Here is a 17,596-nt window from a genome sequence, read left to right as displayed (position 1 = left end):
TGAATCTGTTTGGTTTTGTTCTGATTCAGCTACTGGTATGTCAATCTACTTATTCGTTGATCTCTGCCGCTGCCTTTGATATCTACGGTCTGCAAAGACGCCTTTATTAGAACTGTCCAGCCGATCATGTTGTGATGATGCATTCTGTATCCAATCTTGTATCCAAGTTTGAATACAGGTATGCAGAACTTATGCCAGTTTATTTTTCATATTATTTTCAATGTTTTAATAAAAATTATTAGATATAAAATGCAGAGAGTTTCATTAAATGGATGTTTTTGGTTCAGACGGTTTTCAATTCAGTGCAAAATAAAACTCACTAAAGATGTGGCTTTAGGTTGAGCCACATCATGGATCATCAGCATTATTCAAATTTCGCAGTACCCATAAAAAAGCCCATCTGTTGATGAGCCTTGAAGTGAAAAAAATCGCTGTAGCGTTCAACCACGAAATGCTGCTTCAATCACGGAAATGTCAATTTTTTTCATGCTCATCATCGCATTGAATGCACGCTTGGCCGCAGCACGGTCAGGACTGTTACAGGCGTTGATGAGGATCGCTGGCGTAATCTGCCAGGAAATGCCCCACCTGTCTTTGCACCAGCCACATTCACTTTCCTGACCACCCTTACTCACAATGGCATTCCAGTAGCGGTCGGTTTCCTCTTGAGTTTCAGTGGCTACCTGAAATGAAAATGCTTCATTGTGTCGGAATTCTGCGCCACCGTTCAGCCCTATACAGGGAATGCCCATCACGGTAAATTCGACGGTAATCATATCACCTTCTTGACCGGCAGGATAATCTCCGGGTGCAAGGTTGATCGCGTCAATGGAGGAGTCTGGAAAGGTTTCTGCATAAAATCGCGCTGCAGCTTCAGCATCGTCAGCATACCAAAGGCAGATGGTATTCTTTGCAATATTCATCATGTTCAATCTCCATCGTTTTAGGTCTTACGCACTCTGCCTAAGCACAACGTGTTTTATCTATCAGTTGAGAATCATCATATGATCCACTGTCTATCTTTCACCCAAAGACAGAATAAACCTACTTTAGAATTGTATTTTTATTGATCTGGACTGTTTAAACGTGCTTAAAGCCATTCGCTTTCAGCCTTTGTCACGGAACCATGGATGACCTAGAAAATAGTCAATCAAAAAACATCCATTAACCGTTTCATAACTTTTTAACAACGAGTCATCCAACTGATTTTTTAGTTTTTGAGCTTGTAGATTGGTTATAACGCTAGTCGAAATTAAATAATGAGATAAGCAATCATATGCAATTACAGCTCACAATTATTTTTTACTTTTCCAGAATTCCCACTTAGACTAGAGCACAATTTTGTTGCATATGCTTTTTGCCCTATGACCATTCAGGAATTAAGAAGATACCTTCGTAAAACGCGTCGTCATCTCTCCAAATTTGAGCAAAGGCAGTCCGCACAAAAAGTTTTAAACCAGCTGATCCGCAATCCACAGTTCATCCATGCGCAACGTATTGGCCTGTATTTGCATGCCTTTGGTGAGATTAAGACCCAAGCCATCATTGAACGCTGCTTTCAACTGGGCAAACAGGTTTATCTGCCTGCGATTTGCGACATGAATCAGCATCTGGTCTGGATCCGGATCAGCCAGCAGCAATATCGTAACAAGCGCTTTGCCCATCATCGTCTGGGTATGCGAGAGCCAATGGCGACCCGTGGCATGCATGTGTCCAAACTGGATCTATTGCTCATGCCGCTATTGGCCTGTGATACTTCGGGCACACGGATTGGAATGGGCGGCGGTTTTTATGATCGTACCTTGGCTTCTGCGCCCGGGCGTCCGTTCCGTCTGGGGCTGGCACATGACTTTCAACTGCTGGCACAGCCGTTAAAACGTGAAACATGGGATCAGCCCCTTGATGCTTTAATCACCCCGACAATTTTTATAAAGTTCAAACGATAATTTTGTAATTTTACCCTTGCTAACTACTTTAAAATCACATAATTAGTCATTTTTCATACAATTTAATCTTAACTGCCCTTGTATTTTTAAAATTACCCATCACTATTAAAAGCATGGCAACACCGTTGTCACTCATTAGGAGTGCTCATGTCTGAAATTATTATGAATCAAGAAACCTTAGAGCCTCAGGTTCCAAGTGTACTACCCCTTTTGGCGCTGCGTGATGTGGTGGTTTATCCGCATATGCAAATTGCGCTGTTTGTCGGTCGTGAAAAATCGATCAATGCAGTTGATGTGGCTCGTAACAGTGACAATCTAGTATTTGTAGTTGCGCAAAAAGATTCGCTTACAGAAGAAATTGATCACGACAATTTATATCAATACGGTACTGTCGCGAAGATTGTGCAAGTTGTGAATCACGAAAATGATGAAAACTGTATTAAAGTCCTGATCGAAGGCCTGCACCGTGCCAAACTGAAAACAATCATTGACGAAACTGAGTATCTGACAGCAGAGCATGAACTCAGCCCAATGACGGTGAGCGTCGATGCAGACACCCAAGCTGTGCGCTTGCAAGAATTACGTGCGCTTTTCGCTCAATATGCAGAAGCGAAACTTCGTAATGCGCGTGAACTGATCACCGCAGCCAACAAGATTGAAGATCTATTACAGTTATTGTTCTTCGTCGCAACTCGTGTTCCATTGAATATTGATGTCAAACAGAAATTCCTGGAACATGACGAATTCGAAGCGCATTTGACTGAGCTGATGACTTATCTATTGCAACAGTCTGAAGAACAGCAGATTGAGCAAACCCTGCATGATTCTGTTAAACGTCAGATGGAAAAAAACCAGCGCGAATATTTCCTGAATGAAAAAATGAAAGTCATTCAGCGCGAGCTTTCTGATATGAATGGCGGCGCGGAAGATGATGTCGCTGAAATTGAAAAACGTCTTGCTGAAGCAGATTTGCCTGAGCATGTACGCAAAAAAGCAGAAGCTGAATTCCGTAAATTAAAAGCGATGCAGCCCGCTTCAAGTGAAGCAGCCGTTGTACGCAACTATCTGGAAGTCATTCTGGATACACCGTGGAATAAAGCCAGCAAAGTCAGCATTAACCTGAACAAGGCACAGGAAATTCTGGATGCAGACCACTATGGTCTGCACGATGTCAAAGATCGTATTGTGGAATATCTGGCCGTTCAGTCACGTGTGAAAAAATTGCGTGGTCCGATTCTATGCTTGGTTGGTCCTCCAGGTGTGGGTAAAACTTCACTCGGTGAATCAATTGCTAAAGCAACTGGTCGTGAGTTCGTGCGTATGGCGCTGGGTGGCGTACGTGATGAAGCAGAAATTCGCGGTCACCGTCGTACCTATATCGGTGCGATGCCAGGTAAAATTGTGCAGTCGTTGACTAAAGTGGGCGTAAAAAACCCGTTATTCTTGCTCGATGAAATCGACAAGATGGCGCAAGACTACCGTGGCGATCCGGCTTCTGCGATGCTTGAGGTACTTGATCCATCACAGAACAACAAGTTCAGCGATCACTATCTGGATCTTGATCTGGACCTGTCTGAAGTAATGTTTATCTGTACCGCAAACAGCATGAACATTCCTGAGGCCCTGCTAGACCGTATGGAAGTGATTCGTCTTCCGGGTTATACCGAAGAAGAGAAAGTCAATATTGCGGACCGCTACCTTGTTCCTAAAGCCATCAAGAACAATGGTCTACGTGCCAAAGAGTTGACCGTGCATGAAGAAGCAATTCGTGACATCGTGCGTCGTTATACGCGTGAAGCCGGTGTTCGTAACCTTGAACGTGAAGTGTCAAAAATTGCACGTAAAGTGGTGAAAGAGGCTGTTAGCAAGAAATCTAAAAACCTTCAGGTTGAAGTGACCGCAGCGAATCTTCCAGAATACTTAGGTCCACATAAATTTGACTACGGTATGGCGGAAGAAGAAGCGCAAATCGGCCGTGTAAATGGTCTGGCTTGGACTTCTGTTGGTGGTGAATTACTGACCATTGAAGTTGCAGCAGTACCAGGTAAAGGCAAGTTCATTACCACCGGTTCTCTTGGCGATGTCATGAAAGAATCGATTACTGCTGCAATGACTGTAGTGCGTACCCGTGCGGATGAACTCGGCATCGAAGCCTCGCGCTTTGAAGAAACCGACGTGCATGTGCATTTACCTGAAGGCGCAACACCGAAAGATGGTCCATCGGCAGGTTTGGCTTTGACTACAGCACTGGTATCTGCTTTCACGGGTATCCCGATTCGTCCGGATATCGCGATGACAGGTGAAACCAGTCTGGGCGGTCGTGCGCTGCGTATCGGTGGCTTGAAAGAGAAACTTTTGGCAGCCCATCGTGGTGGCATCAAGCTGGTATTCATTCCACAGGAAAACGTACGTGACCTGGCGGAAATTCCAGAAAATGTCAAAGAAGGTCTAGAAATTAAAGCCGTAAAATCGATTGACGAGATTTTACCGCTGGCACTGACCTCTCTGCCAAAAGCTCTGGTTAAAGCACCCATTGTAAAAACCAAAGAAGAAGCTAAAGCAGCGCGTCATTAAGACCTGATGCTTCGTATAAAAAACCCTGCTTCGGCAGGGTTTTTTATTGAGTTATTAAATAAAGCAATTGAGTTATGGCTGTAGTGCCATAGCAACTAGCCCATCCACCACATGGGTCATCTTGTTCAGATCAAGCTTGTCTAAAGTATCCAATTCGGTATTGTAATAAGGATTACGATAATTCGCAGTATCGGTAATCAACATGGTCGAATAGTTGAATTTGGCATAATTCAGATAGCCAGAGAAATTCATATCCTGAGCAAAACTTGGGCTAACAAAGCGTTGACACTCCAGACGGTTAAAACGCTGCATGGCATCACAATAATCTCCAGTCAGGCCAGTTGAGGCTAAATGCCCAATCGCGGCAATAAAGTTACCATGTCGTGGATAAATCCACTTTAATCCCACCGGATAGCTCTGCACCTGATGTTCATCAAAATAACCAATCGAATCCAGAATCACCACGCCCTTAATTTTCTGCTTCTGCTTTTTTAAAGACTTGGCATGCATATAACTGCCCATATGTTCTGTCTTGAAAAAAGGTGGCTCTTCTAGCGTATAGAAAGCAAATTCGACATCATGTTGGAGCTTGGATTTTTGCAAAGCGAGTAGTCTTGCCGTTTCCAGTAAACCCGCTACCCCTGAGGCATTATTATCGGCACCTTTTTGGGTACTAAAGACATCATAATGCGCTCCCATCACCATTTTGGTCTTTGCTTGAGTATCCAAATTACAGATGACATTTCGGTAACTCAGGTTATTGACCACATAAACCTGAAACTGGCATGGAATACCAAAGCGCTGCATCTGCCCTTTAATCCAGGCAGATACCTGATTCAGCTCTTTCAGATTTTTATAATTTCGGTATTCATCGACACTCATGATCTGGCTAAAAAATAATTCCAGATGAGAGACCTGAGCATTTTTGCTCGAATTGGCTGCACAGAGACTAGGCCCCATGAGGCCTATCAGTAACAGCAGCACAGTACAACATCCTTTTATCATGACACTGTTCCGCATTTATTATTATTCCATTCCTTTATCAAGCGGATACTTGAACTACGGACATTAAAGCAACACTAAATCTCTCATTTCAATTTCAATTTGTTTCCCAGCTCAACTTCGTGTTGTTTGATCGTTATAATGAGGTATCCAATTATTGATCTGTCTGTATGAAAATCCGTATCCTGACCATTGGTCAAAAAATGCCAGCGTGGGTGCTGACTGGTTTTGAAGATTATTTCAAGCGTATTCAACCTTTTGTACAGACCCAGATTATTGAGCTGCCGATGGCGAAACGGGGCAAAAACGATTCTGAAGCCGATATTCTGAAATACCGCAATATTGAGGGCGACAGCATTTTAAATGCGCTCAAGCAGAATGAAACCCTGATTGCACTAGAAGTGGGCGGACGCGAATTCAGTACCGAGAAACTGGCTGAAACCATGAAAGGCTGGATGCTGGAAGGCAATGATGTAGCACTTGCAATTGGTGGACCGGATGGTCACTCAGAAGCCGTGCGTAAAGCTGCTGCATGGCACTGGTCACTTTCCAAGTTAACTCTGCCGCATCCTCTGGTACGTGTGATGCTGATCGAGCAGCTTTATCGTGCCATGAGCATCAATAACAACCATCCTTATCACCGAGCAGGCTAATGATTTTGCTGAAGCGTTCTTTATATGCAACGTTTTGTTGAATAATCTCTTCTGCTCTTATTTCTATTTTTCATGCATTATTGAGGCATCTTCCAGATGTGGTTTGACTTATGAACTTACAAACGTTGCCCGGCTTATTTATTTCTCATGGCTCTCCTATGCTGGCGCTGAATCCTGAGCAAGTGGGTCCTGCCTTGCATCGTTTGAGTGAAAATCTGCCACGCCCGGAAGCGATTATTGTGATGTCTGCGCATTGGGAAAGTGATGCGTTGGAAGTCAGTAGCGCAATTCGCCCAGAAACTTGGCATGATTTTCGTGGTTTCCCGCCTGAACTTTATCAATTACGCTACCCTGCACCGGGAAATCCTGAATTGGCCGAGAAAGTCTTAGGCTTGCTGGCCAATGCCGGCTTTTCTGCACATGCCAACAGTACTCGTCCGCGTGATCATGGTGTATGGATGCCGCTGCTACATATGTATCCAGATGCCAACATTCCCGTGGTAGAAATTTCCTTACCCATGTCGATGAGTGCGGATGAGATTTATCAGATTGGTCAAAGTCTCGCACCTTTACGTGAACAGCAAATCCTGCTGATTGGTTCGGGCAGTATTACCCATAATTTACGTGAACTGTCTTGGGATGGATCGGCTGCTGATGTACCCGAATGGGCCTCAGACTTCCGTAATTTTGTGGTGCATAAACTGACGCACAATGATTATGATGCTGTACTGGACTGGTCCAATATTCCGCATATGGCACGGAATCATCCAACGCTGGAACATTTTGCTCCGATTTTCTTTGCGATGGGCACAGGTCAGCGTTTTAGTCTGGTACATAGCAGTTTCACCATGGGTTCACTCGGTATGGATATTTACCGCTTCGATTAATCTTGCTTCAGCGCTAAAATCTTAATGATGGATACATTTTGCAACTCAAAGCTGCGAAATGTATCCATATTTTTTTGCAATACATCCATTATTATTGTTTGAACTTTATATACTTCATTATAAGTCCATGAAATTAAAATTTATTGTGCTGGCATTATTGCCTTTAACTTTTGCAGGCTGTCAGTCCAGTGATATTCAACGAGCTGGAGATCTTGCGGTGGCCACCATCCAACAAAAAAATGCAGATCAGATTCTTCCAGCCTATTACTGGGAACTGAATCGTGGACTAGAACGACCCGTTGTATTGAGTTTCAACGCTCAAGGCCGGCTGAGCGCCGTGACGGGCTGTAATGGACTCGGGACGACCTGGTCAGTCAAAAACAATATCATCACCACCAGCGAAGTTATAGGCACTGAAATGGCCTGTGATGCAGCATTGATGGAGCAGGAACGTTTTGTCAGCCAACTTTTACAGAAGCGTGACATTCCTTTTACGCTCAATACCACAGATCCTGACAAGCCGACCCTGACGTTGATGGCCGCAAATGGTCAAACCTATGAATTTATCGGGAAAATGACTCCGGAAACCAAATACCAAGGACAGGCTGAAACAATTTTTCTGGAAATTTCCCCTGATACCAAACAATGTACCGGCGTAACCCAACAAAGCTGCTTGCAAGTCAAAGAAGTGAAATATGATCAGAATGGCCTGAAAACTCAGGTGGATAAGGACTGGACTTTATTCTATGATCAGATTGAAGGTTTTCAGCATTCACCGAATGAACGGCAGATTATTCGGGTCAAACGTTTTGAAATTAAGCATCCGGCAGCCGATCAATCGAAATATGCCTATATTTTTGATATGGCGGTTGAGCGTGAAATAGTTAAGGGTGCTCTCTAAAACTAAAAATACCAGATATAAAAAAACCGGGACAGCAGCCCCGGTTTTTTTCAGCTTAAACTAAGTCAAACTTAGAATACGCCTTGAGCAAGCATTGCATCAGCAACTTTTACGAAGCCAGCAATGTTTGCACCGTCAACATAGTTCACAGTACCGTCTTCCTTAGTACCGAATTTTACGCAGTTGCGGTGAATTTCTTTCATGATTGCGTGTAAGCGCTCATCAACTTCTTCGAAAGTCCAGCCTAAACGCAATGCATTTTGCGACATTTCCAGACCAGAAGTTGCCACACCACCTGCATTTGATGCTTTACCTGGTGCATAAAGAATTTTCGCTTCAACGAATTTCTCAACCGCTTCAAGTGTAGAAGGCATGTTCGCACCTTCAGCCACACAGATTACACCGTTTGCAAGAAGCTGAGCAGCGTCGTCTGCATCCAGTTCGTTTTGAGTCGCACATGGCAATGCGATATCGCACTGGATACCCCAAGGACGTTGTCCTTCAAGATATTCGAAACCATGTTTAGATGCGAATTCTGAAATACGGCCACGTTTTACATTTTTAAGTTCCATGACTTCAGCGAGAAGCGCCTCAGTGAAACCGTCTTTAACGTGAACTGTACCGGCAGAGTCAGAAAGTGAAACCACTTTCGCACCGAGGTACATTGCTTTTTCAGCAGCATATTGCGCAACGTTACCAGAACCTGAAATCGCAACGACCTTATCTTTGAAGCTTTCGCCACGAGACTTGAGCATTTCCTCAGCGAAATACACAGTACCGTAACCCGTTGCTTCCGGACGTGCCAATGAACCACCGAAAGTTAAACCTTTACCAGTGAATACACATGCCGTGTCGTTACTTAATTTTTTCATCATGCCGGCCATGTAGCCCACTTCACGACCGCCTACACCAATATCACCTGCAGGGATATCTGTGTTCGCACCCAGGTGACGATACAGCTCGATCATTAAAGCCTGACAGAAACGCATGATTTCGCCTTCTGATTTGCCTTTAGGGTCAAAATCAGAACCGCCTTTACCACCCCCCATAGGAAGTGTGGTTAAAGCATTTTTAAATGTTTGCTCAAAGCCTAAGAATTTTAGGATTGAAAGATTCACTGAAGGGTGGAAACGCATACCACCTTTAAATGGACCGATCGCTGAGTTGTACTGTACGCGGAACGCACGGTTTACTTGAGTCTGACCTTGGTCATCTACCCAAGAAACTCGGAACTGGATCGCACGTTCTGGCTCAACTAGACGTTCTAGTAAACCATGTGCTGCGTATTGTGGATTCTTTTCAATGAACGGCCACAAACTGGTCATCACTTCTTCTACAGCTTGAAGAAATTCTGGTTGATGTGCATCACGTGATTTTACGTAATCTAGGAACTCATTAAGTGTGTTGTATTTCAACGCTTAATCCTCAGCAGAAAATGGATCAAAATTGGTCAAATTTACAATCAATGTTAAATTTTGGCGCAAAATATTAAATATCTTTTGTAACTAATCTACAATACTTTTTTTGAAAATACTTTAAAATTAATTTGATAACAAATATTTATATTGATTATGAAATTTTTTTCTATGTCAGGAAATGCCAATCGAATCAAGGCTTAGATTCAGATTTATGCCTAATAATAAGGCACAAGTTGACCCTTAATTGCGCACGACTTAGGAGTTTAAAAATATGTTAAAATTGATATATCGACATATTTTGTTTCACTTACTCTCTCATGCTTGCCATGAGTAACGCTGGTTATACATGAATTCGCCCATTTCTCTGGTCCAATCAATTGATGCTTTACTCCCTCAAACCCAATGTGGACTCTGCGGTCATCGTGACGGATGTTTACCTTATGCCCAGTCGATTGCTGAGGGGGAAAATGCCAATAAATGTGTGCCGGGCGGACAGCCTGTTGCCGATGCTTTGGCTGCATTATTAAATCGCCCTAAACTTATGGCTGAAGAAAGTGTCTGGCCAGTTCAAGCCGATGGTCGACCTCAGCGCATCAAAGCCGTAATTCGTGAAGATGAATGTATTGGCTGTACCAAATGTATTAGCGCCTGCCCAGTCGATGCGATTATTGGTTCTGGTAAACTAATGCATACCATTCTGACCGACCTCTGTACTGGCTGTGAGCTGTGTATTCCCCCTTGTCCGGTAGACTGCATTGATCTGGTTGAAGATGATCAGCCTTTACCAACTGAAGCACAGCGCATTGCGGAACAGGAGGATTTACGTCAACGCTACTATGCACACATCCAGCGTGAAGAAAAACGGCGTACCGATCGTAAGGGACCTGTGGTCCGTGCAGAAATCGATACTGCCCTGTTTGCCCGTTTCTCAGCTTTAAATGAGCAACTTCCCGTGATTGAAGTCGCGAGCAAGCCAGAGCATGTACCTGTAGCCCTCGACTCCAAAACCACGATTGAACTGGCAAAACTACGTACCCAAATTAAAAAACTGGAAAAACAGCTTTCGGTTCGTGAAGATGTCCGAAAGCGTACCCAACTGGAAGAACTGACACAGCAATTACAGGCTTTACAGGGATAGAACATGACCACAGCAAAGGCCAAGCCTGTTAAAAACATGACCAAAAAGCAGATTCAGACCTTTTTTGAACGCCTGCGTGAACAGCGTCCCAATCCGAAAACCGAACTAAATTATTCTAGTCCTTTTGAATTGCTGGTCGCGGTCACGCTCTCTGCTCAAGCCACCGATGTCAGCGTTAACAAAGCCACGGACAGACTCTTTCCAGTCGCCAATACGCCGGAATCAATTTATGCGCTAGGTGTGGACGGTTTGAAGGAATATATCAAGACCATTGGTTTATATAACTCGAAAGCGGTCAACGTGATTAAAGCCTGCGAGATACTGATTCAGAAGCACAACAGCGTGGTACCGGACAATCGTGCAGACTTAGAAGCCCTGCCGGGTGTAGGTCGTAAAACGGCGAATGTGGTGCTAAATACGGCCTTTGGTCAGCCGACCATGGCAGTTGATACGCATATTTTCCGGGTCGGTAACCGTACCGGACTAGCGGTAGGTAAAAATGTGCTGGAAGTTGAACACCGTCTGGTCAAAGTCATTCCCAAGGAATTTATCATTGATTCACATCACTGGCTGATTTTACACGGTCGTTATACCTGTATTGCGCGTAAACCAAAATGTCATGAATGTGTGGTATCCGATGTGTGTAACTGGCCGGACCGATTCGAGTTTGGCGCAGCCCGCCCGATTGCAGTGAAAAATATTGAGCTTGCGGAATAGAACGGCGCGATCAAGCTGGAATAAAAAATAGGTGACCAATGTGTCACCTTTTTATCGACTTTGAGAATTCTGCTTTTCGTTTAAACCAAATTCTTAGTTGAGCTGAAGCATTATGGATTATTTATCTTGATCTTGTTCAGCCTGTTCCTGCTGCTTGCGCTGTTCAAGTTCAGCTTGTAATTTTGGATGGAGCTGGCGCTCAGGTCGCTTTGCTGCATTTTCCGCACGTTCTTCCTGACGTACTTTGTTGAGCATTTTAAAACTGAAATAGAACAGACCTACCAATACTGCCAGAAAGACTACCATCAACACCAATACGCCAAATTTCATAGCAACAAGTACCCTGTTCAAATACGCAATAAAAAAGAGCCCTAATATGACTTAGGGCTCTCCGATTGTCAAAATCATCGTCAGCCGATTATTTTGCCTGATCCAGAATCGCGAAAAGATCAGTTTGAACTTCATCGATTGGACGTAAACCATTTAGCTTGTCATAAGTTGGTGCATTTTCACCAGACGCTGCACGGCCTTGGTAGAAACCAACCAGTTGCTCGGTTTCAGTATGGTAAGAACCTAGACGCTTACGAATGGTTGCTTCCTGGTCATCAGGACGCTGAACCAGATCTTCACCCGTTTCGTCATCCTTACCTTCCACTTTTGGCGGATTGTAAACGATGTGATACACACGGCCAGATGCCGGGTGCTGACGACGGCCAGAAAGACGTTGTACGATCTCTTCATCCGGTACATCAATTTCAATCACGTGATCAATAGTGATGCCTTCATTTTCCAAAGCTTCTGCTTGAGGAATAGTACGCGGGAAACCATCAAAAATGCAGCCATTTACACAGTCAGGTTGCGCAATACGCTCTTTTACCAGACCAATGATCAACTCATCAGAAACCAAACCGCCATTGTCCATGACACTTTTAGCTTGTAGACCTAATTCAGTTCCTTCACGAATTGCAGCACGGAGCATATCACCGGTTGAAATTTGTGGGATATTGTAGCGCTTACAGATCAACTGAGCTTGTGTACCTTTACCTGCTCCAGGTGGTCCGAGTAAGATAATGCGCATATATAAACATCCTCATTTAAACAATATGTATGACGCCACGACCACAATCACCCGATTGTGTCCCCCGACATCTCATTATAAGAAAGCCACAAACAAATGGATTAAACCCGCGACAAAACCGGTTACCCCACCCAATAAAATCAGAATCCATTCATCTTCCTGAAATGCAGGACGTAAAAGATTCTGAAACTCCTTCGGAGTCAACTCACGTATGCGGTCTCTAAACATTTGATAGATTTTCTGTGCACGGCTCGCATTAAATGCTGGGTCGCATACAGGTACCATCGTAATTTCAATCGAGCGATCGATCAAGTCCGTCTTGAGTTTTGCATACTCTTTTGGTCCTAAAGACAGCTGTAAAGAGGTCCGAACCAGGGGTGTTTCCATAATTTCATTAATATGACGTTTGACAATGCGGCGGGTTTTGTCTTTTTTACCACCATACATCATCTCGGTCATGATCGATTTTAACGTAATCAGATCTTCTGTGACTACACTTGCGAAGACGTCAGAGACTTCATCCTGACGTTTCATAAATGCACCTTGTATGTTATAGGTGCCAATACGCGGAATGACCGGTTTGATCCATGGAAACTTGCGATTTGTGGTACGGGCAAAGAATTGCGGGTACTTCACCGGATGTGGATAGAGCGGGTTGAATACCATCCAGATCGCGATCCAGTTGGTCAAAAAGCCCCAGATCGCAGCCCAAAACGGTACAGTCCAGTGCCACGGCACCACAAACCAGACAATCATCTGAAAAATACCAAAGAACATCCCGATGAGTGCACTGATATGCCAGATAAAGTTGATCTCTTTTTGACCCACTTTCAGGAACATCCGCACCATTAACCGGCGGTCACCTTCCATCTGACTGACCACCATTTCACGCATATCTACAAGTGACTCGACGTTCATGGTCAGTTCAGTCACTAATTCACGCAAAATTGCCGGCATTTGTTTTTGCGCTTGTGCATAAATCCTGCGTTTGATGGCAAAAGGTAGGTTTTCCCAAAGCACCGCATTGCGATCCATCATGACTTCATCAATCAGATGTTCCAGCTCGAAACCGACCTGCTCGCCAATGATCCGTGCCATATCATCCGGATCCATCGCCTGTAAAAATTCGCGGATAGAGCCTAATTTTGACAGCGTGTTATCGGTAATAATGCCTGAAATACGTCCAGCTTTGCGTGGCACAATCCCCTGCCAGCCCACAGGTAAAGGCCCGAGATGAAAACCCCAAAAATTGATCGGATAAAAGACCATTTTCAGCGCCATCCAGACGTGAGCCCAGGTTACAAATGCAGTCACTGGAATAATGCTGAGCACAGCCCAAAAATCCGGGCGGTTTACAAAGGTTTGCCACAACTCGTTGACGTACTCAAGCATGCATAACTTCCATATTTAATTTTTTGTTCACAGAATACACATATTAATAAGGTCGAATATTTTGTCTATAAACCGATACTTAAAGTATAGGAAAATTGTAGCCGAGGTTCTGTTTCAGCCACAGCACGACCATTTTGGTCTTCGAGTTTCTCTCCGGCACCGATCCCGATACTAAAACTGCTGATCCGTTCTGAACTAAGCAAAACATAGGCCAAATCAACGCCAGCACCTAAACGGCCTTCATACTCGCCATCAACCTGTTTGCTATCGATATGACCGGCATAAACCCCGACATAATAACCATTTTTATCTTTACCGGTGAGATGTGCAGGATAACGAAAGCCCGCCTGACCGCCAATCGTACGATCATCATCGAGAAAAACGCCACCTTTCACATAAGCAATCCCATAAGGGTTCACCCATTCGGTATTTAAATGCAGTAATTTCTGGGTAAAACCAACACCCACATTAAAGGCTTTTGCCTGATCAGGCTCTATTTTAGTTGTAGTAGTACTCATTTGATCATGTGCATAAGCCCCGTTCGCCCACAATGCAAACGCTAACAAAGGGTAAACCTTGTTCATTCCTTCACCATCTTCCTTAATTATAGTTTTTGGTATAGTCCTATTTTTATTAGATTTTACTCTAGCAAAATTATCACAACTCTTATATACAGCACTTTACAATTTTAATGTCTGCAAAGTCAAAGCTTAAAGGAACTGATTGCAAGGTCAGTTTTTCATTATCAAATCAAGTGTAGTTGCGTTAGAATACTCCACTTTGATTCTTTTCTACCACTCTCAGGTCTTAAGTCGATCGCGTATGAAGCAGCACTTTCCTTTAAAAAATGCACAACAAGAAAAGCGCATCTATCGCAGTCGAGTCTTGATTTCCATGGGTATTGTCATTTTCTTTATGCTGCTGCTGGTCAGCCGCTATGCCTATTTGCAACTGTTCAACTTTGAAAGCTTTACTACAGCTTCTGATGAGAACCGGATTCGTCTGCAACCCCTACCGCCAGCGCGCGGTTATATTTATGACCGTAACGGCGTCTTACTGGCCGATAATTACCCAGTATTTACTGCCACTTTAAGTCGTGCCGACGTACAGGATATCGATCAAACGCTCGAACGTCTGAAACCGATTCTGGAACTGACCGAAGAAGACCTAGAACGCTTTCAAACCCGGATTAAAACAGCGCGTAAAACCGAACGGGTTTCAATCAAGCTCAACCTGAATGAAAATGATATTGCCCGTTTCAGTGAAGTGAAATATCAATTTCCGGGCGTGAATATTGAAACCCAGATGACCCGCTATTACCCGCATGGTGACCTGTTCGCACATGTGATTGGTTATGTCGGTCGGATTAATGACAAAGAACTGAAAGCCATTGATAAGGATCTCTATGCTGGAACCAACCTGATCGGAAAAATCGGGGTGGAAAAATCCTATGAAGAACTTTTACATGGTGTGCCGGGTAATGAATCGGTAGAAGCAGATGCCTTTGGTAATGTGCTGCGTCATTTGGGCCGTAAAGACCCGGTGCGTGGTAATGACCTATTCCTGTCACTGGATTACGGTTTACAGGTAGTCGCTTCGGAGCAACTGGCCGGGCGTCGTGGCGCGATTGTGGCGATGAATCCCAAAACTGGGGAAATTCTGGCGCTGGTCTCCAGTCCAAGTTTTAACCCGAACCTGTTTGTGACCGGGATCAGCACCAAAGATTATTCATTCCTGCGTGATAATCTGGATCAACCTTTATATAATCGTGCCGTGCAAGGGGTTTATCCACCTGGCTCTACTATTAAACCAATGTTTGCGCTTGGTGGTCTGCATCATGGTTTGGTCGACTGGGATACCACGATTTCCGATCCGGGTTATTTTAGCCTGCCGGGAGACAGTCACCGTTTCCGTGACCATAAAAAATCCGGGCATGGTGCAGTGAATATGCATAAGGCCCAAGTCGTCTCCTGTGACACCTATTTCTATGTGATGTCTTACCGGATGGGCATTGAAAAAATGAACACCTGGATGCGTCAGTTCGGCTTTGGTGAAAAAACCGGGGTGGATTTACCAAGTGAAAGCTCAGGACTGTATCCAAACCCCGAATGGAAGATGCGTACCCGTAAGGCCAAATGGTCACGCGGTGAAACCATTTCCGTCAGTATTGGTCAGGGTGCTTTTACTTCAACCCCATTACAGCTGGCTATGGCCACTGCAATTACTGCCAATCATGGCAATAAAGTCATTCCTCATGTTTTGCGTGAAAGTCGCGGTGCCAAACCGTTCAAGGTGCATAATGGCACGCATGGCAAGATCGATTTTAACGGTCAGGAAGAAGACTGGATCAAGATGCGTGATGCGATGGTGGACGTGATTCAATCCGGTACAGGTCGAAGCATCAAAAGCGGCTTACAATATTCTATTGCCGGAAAAACCGGTACGGCACAGGTGAAAAGTATTGCTCAGGGCAAGCGCTATAATGAATCCTTATTGACCGATCGTCAGCTGGATCATGGTCTGTTTGTCGGTTTTGCACCTGCTGAACATCCTGAAATCGCGATTGCAGTTATTCTGGAAAATGGTCGCGGTGGTAGTGCTGCAACAGCTTTGGCCCGTCCAATTTTTGATTATTGGCTACTGCATAAAGATAAAAATCCGATCCGCCCACAAGGTCACCAATTAAGTGGTGGTCTGATGACGGCCGGAATCAAGCCAGCTGAATTACCAAGTGGTGCAGGCATGTTGAGTCAGGATGCAGCATCTAGTGCCGTTCCAGCCAGTGACCAGCCCGACAATGCTGCTCCGACTTCTGCAAATACGGCTGCATCTCCCGCAGCAACACCTGCTCCGACACCGGTAGAGCGAGATTAAAGATGAAAAACCAGCTTCGAATTATTGGTGGTGACTGGAAACGCCGCCAACTGCCTTTTGCCAGCATTGAGGGTTTGCGCCCGACGCCTGACCGTGTTCGGGAAACACTGTTTAATTGGCTGATGTGGGATGTACAAAATGCCCAGGTGTTGGATATTTGTGCCGGTTCTGGGGCATTGGCGTTTGAGGCATTATCGCGTGGTGCTGCATCAGTGGTGATGATTGAGCCGGATCGTACTCAGGCACAATTTCTGACCCAAAATCTGGAACTTTTAAAAGTCACCAAAGCACGTGCACAATTAAAAGTGGCTACGGCGCAGCAAGCTTTGTCTACCCTTCAGGCACAGTTTGATCTGGTTTTTCTAGATCCGCCATATAGCCTGGATTTATGGGAAGAACTAGCGCTAAAGGCAGATCCTCTGATCAAGGACAATGCCTATATTTATGTAGAAGCAGATCGTGATTTACAATTACTTAAATTACCGTCCTCATGGCGTTTAATTAAAAATACCAAAGCCGGTACAGTTCGTGCGGGGCTTTATCAAAAAAGTATTTCTTGATTTAAATTGTTTTGAAGAGCCATTAAAAAAGGATTCCTCAGTGGAATCCTTTTTGTCATTGTAGTCAGTCAAATTTAAAGACTGTGATTAACGATCACGGCGCCAGTCGCGGTTATCTCGGTCACGTTTCCAATCCCGATGATCTTTATGGTCCTTATTTTTCCAGTCATGATTTCTGTGGTCTCGATCATAATGTCCATTACGATCTCTGTTGCCACGATAATCATCATCCCAAGGATCAACCACACAACCGGTCAATGACACAGCCAATACAGAAAGTAATATCACTTTTTTCATCATGTCCATCACCTCTTACTGCACTCTGTCAGTATCAGGCGAGTTCATGGAGAGTGAACGGAGCCATTGTTGCACTCTTGTAGAGATTTATGCATGTTTTATGCATGGCCGTAAACCTCTTTTTTCTTACTTAGCATTCATGCTTTTATGAGAATTTGA

General features: G+C 44.3%; 17 protein-coding genes. 9 read left to right on the top strand and 8 right to left on the bottom strand.

Annotated features, from left to right (window positions below; all coding sequences use genetic code 11):
• Positions 1–440: 440 nt before the first annotated feature.
• Positions 441–923 carry a VOC family protein gene (locus tag ACNPNW_RS12035; RefSeq protein ID WP_448766998.1) on the bottom strand — a complete coding sequence of 161 codons (483 nt, stop codon included), beginning with the start codon at positions 921–923 and terminating at the stop codon, positions 441–443.
• A gap of 441 nt (positions 924–1,364) precedes the next feature.
• Between ACNPNW_RS12035 and ACNPNW_RS12030 the strand changes: the two genes are divergently transcribed.
• Positions 1,365–1,946, top strand: coding sequence for a 5-formyltetrahydrofolate cyclo-ligase (locus ACNPNW_RS12030; protein WP_448766991.1), 582 nt, complete (start codon positions 1,365–1,367; stop codon positions 1,944–1,946).
• 147 nt (positions 1,947–2,093) lie between these two features.
• Positions 2,094–4,520: an endopeptidase La gene (lon, locus tag ACNPNW_RS12025; RefSeq protein ID WP_448766990.1), complete on the top strand. Its 2,427-nt coding sequence runs from the start codon at positions 2,094–2,096 to the stop codon at positions 4,518–4,520.
• Positions 4,521–4,592: 72 nt separating this feature from the next.
• Here the strand turns inward: lon and ACNPNW_RS12020 are convergent, their stop codons facing one another.
• Positions 4,593–5,525: a M28 family peptidase gene (locus tag ACNPNW_RS12020; protein WP_448766989.1), complete on the bottom strand. Its 933-nt coding sequence runs from the start codon at positions 5,523–5,525 to the stop codon at positions 4,593–4,595.
• Positions 5,526–5,692: 167 nt separating this feature from the next.
• Between ACNPNW_RS12020 and rlmH the strand changes: the two genes are divergently transcribed.
• The 3 genes from rlmH to ACNPNW_RS12005 all read left to right on the top strand — a co-directional run bounded on the left by rlmH (position 5,693) and on the right by ACNPNW_RS12005 (position 7,963).
• Positions 5,693–6,175, top strand: a complete 483-nt coding sequence (gene rlmH / locus ACNPNW_RS12015; protein ID WP_004646335.1) for a 23S rRNA (pseudouridine(1915)-N(3))-methyltransferase RlmH — start codon at positions 5,693–5,695, stop codon at positions 6,173–6,175.
• A 110-nt stretch (positions 6,176–6,285) separates the two neighbouring features.
• Positions 6,286–7,062: a DODA-type extradiol aromatic ring-opening family dioxygenase gene (locus ACNPNW_RS12010; RefSeq protein WP_448766988.1), complete on the top strand. Its 777-nt coding sequence runs from the start codon at positions 6,286–6,288 to the stop codon at positions 7,060–7,062.
• A 127-nt stretch (positions 7,063–7,189) separates the two neighbouring features.
• A complete protein-coding gene (locus ACNPNW_RS12005) occupies positions 7,190–7,963 on the top strand; it encodes a DUF4377 domain-containing protein (RefSeq protein ID WP_448766987.1) in 774 nt (257 codons plus the stop codon).
• A gap of 71 nt (positions 7,964–8,034) precedes the next feature.
• On the opposite strand, the gene gdhA is transcribed toward ACNPNW_RS12005, so the two are convergent.
• Entirely contained in the window at positions 8,035–9,378 is a 1,344-nt protein-coding gene (gene gdhA / locus ACNPNW_RS12000) for an NADP-specific glutamate dehydrogenase (protein ID WP_224216588.1), read from the bottom strand.
• A 349-nt stretch (positions 9,379–9,727) separates the two neighbouring features.
• Here gdhA and ACNPNW_RS11995 point away from each other — a divergent pair, with 349 nt between their 5' ends.
• Both ACNPNW_RS11995 and nth read left to right on the top strand, forming a co-directional pair.
• Positions 9,728–10,519: an RnfABCDGE type electron transport complex subunit B gene (locus ACNPNW_RS11995; RefSeq protein WP_155861867.1), complete on the top strand. Its 792-nt coding sequence runs from the start codon at positions 9,728–9,730 to the stop codon at positions 10,517–10,519.
• Positions 10,520–10,522: 3 nt separating this feature from the next.
• A complete protein-coding gene (gene nth / locus ACNPNW_RS11990; protein ID WP_222110442.1) occupies positions 10,523–11,236 on the top strand; it encodes an endonuclease III in 714 nt (237 codons plus the stop codon).
• A gap of 117 nt (positions 11,237–11,353) precedes the next feature.
• On the opposite strand, the gene ACNPNW_RS11985 is transcribed toward nth, so the two are convergent.
• From ACNPNW_RS11985 to ACNPNW_RS11970, 4 genes are all read right to left on the bottom strand, one after another.
• Positions 11,354–11,566 carry a hypothetical protein gene (locus tag ACNPNW_RS11985; RefSeq protein ID WP_138742672.1) on the bottom strand — a complete coding sequence of 71 codons (213 nt, stop codon included), beginning with the start codon at positions 11,564–11,566 and terminating at the stop codon, positions 11,354–11,356.
• Positions 11,567–11,654: 88 nt separating this feature from the next.
• Positions 11,655–12,314 carry an adenylate kinase gene (gene adk / locus ACNPNW_RS11980; RefSeq protein WP_005262314.1) on the bottom strand — a complete coding sequence of 220 codons (660 nt, stop codon included), beginning with the start codon at positions 12,312–12,314 and terminating at the stop codon, positions 11,655–11,657.
• Positions 12,315–12,389: 75 nt separating this feature from the next.
• The gene (locus ACNPNW_RS11975; RefSeq protein WP_420937205.1) at positions 12,390–13,706 is read right to left on the bottom strand and encodes a DUF445 domain-containing protein; all 1,317 of its coding nucleotides are present in this window, start codon (positions 13,704–13,706) and stop codon (positions 12,390–12,392) included.
• Positions 13,707–13,771: 65 nt separating this feature from the next.
• Positions 13,772–14,290, bottom strand: a complete 519-nt coding sequence (locus tag ACNPNW_RS11970; RefSeq protein WP_420937206.1) for a hypothetical protein — start codon at positions 14,288–14,290, stop codon at positions 13,772–13,774.
• A gap of 238 nt (positions 14,291–14,528) precedes the next feature.
• On the opposite strand from ACNPNW_RS11970, the gene mrdA reads away from it, so the two are divergent.
• Together mrdA and rsmD are read left to right on the top strand one after the other, a co-directional pair.
• Positions 14,529–16,580, top strand: a complete 2,052-nt coding sequence (gene mrdA, locus ACNPNW_RS11965; RefSeq protein WP_420937207.1) for a penicillin-binding protein 2 — start codon at positions 14,529–14,531, stop codon at positions 16,578–16,580.
• Positions 16,581–16,582: 2 nt separating this feature from the next.
• Complete coding sequence (gene rsmD / locus ACNPNW_RS11960; RefSeq protein WP_004279484.1) at positions 16,583–17,140, top strand: 16S rRNA (guanine(966)-N(2))-methyltransferase RsmD; 558 nt, start codon at positions 16,583–16,585, stop codon at positions 17,138–17,140.
• An 87-nt stretch (positions 17,141–17,227) separates the two neighbouring features.
• Here rsmD and ACNPNW_RS11955 read toward each other — a convergent pair whose 3' ends face one another.
• Positions 17,228–17,440 (bottom strand): hypothetical protein, encoded by a 213-nt coding sequence (locus ACNPNW_RS11955; RefSeq protein ID WP_004646324.1) that lies wholly within the window; start codon positions 17,438–17,440, stop codon positions 17,228–17,230.
• Positions 17,441–17,596 lie beyond the last annotated feature (156 nt).

It is taken from the genome of Acinetobacter endophylla (assembly GCF_053543775.1).
This window is presented reverse-complemented; position numbering and strand designations above follow the sequence as displayed.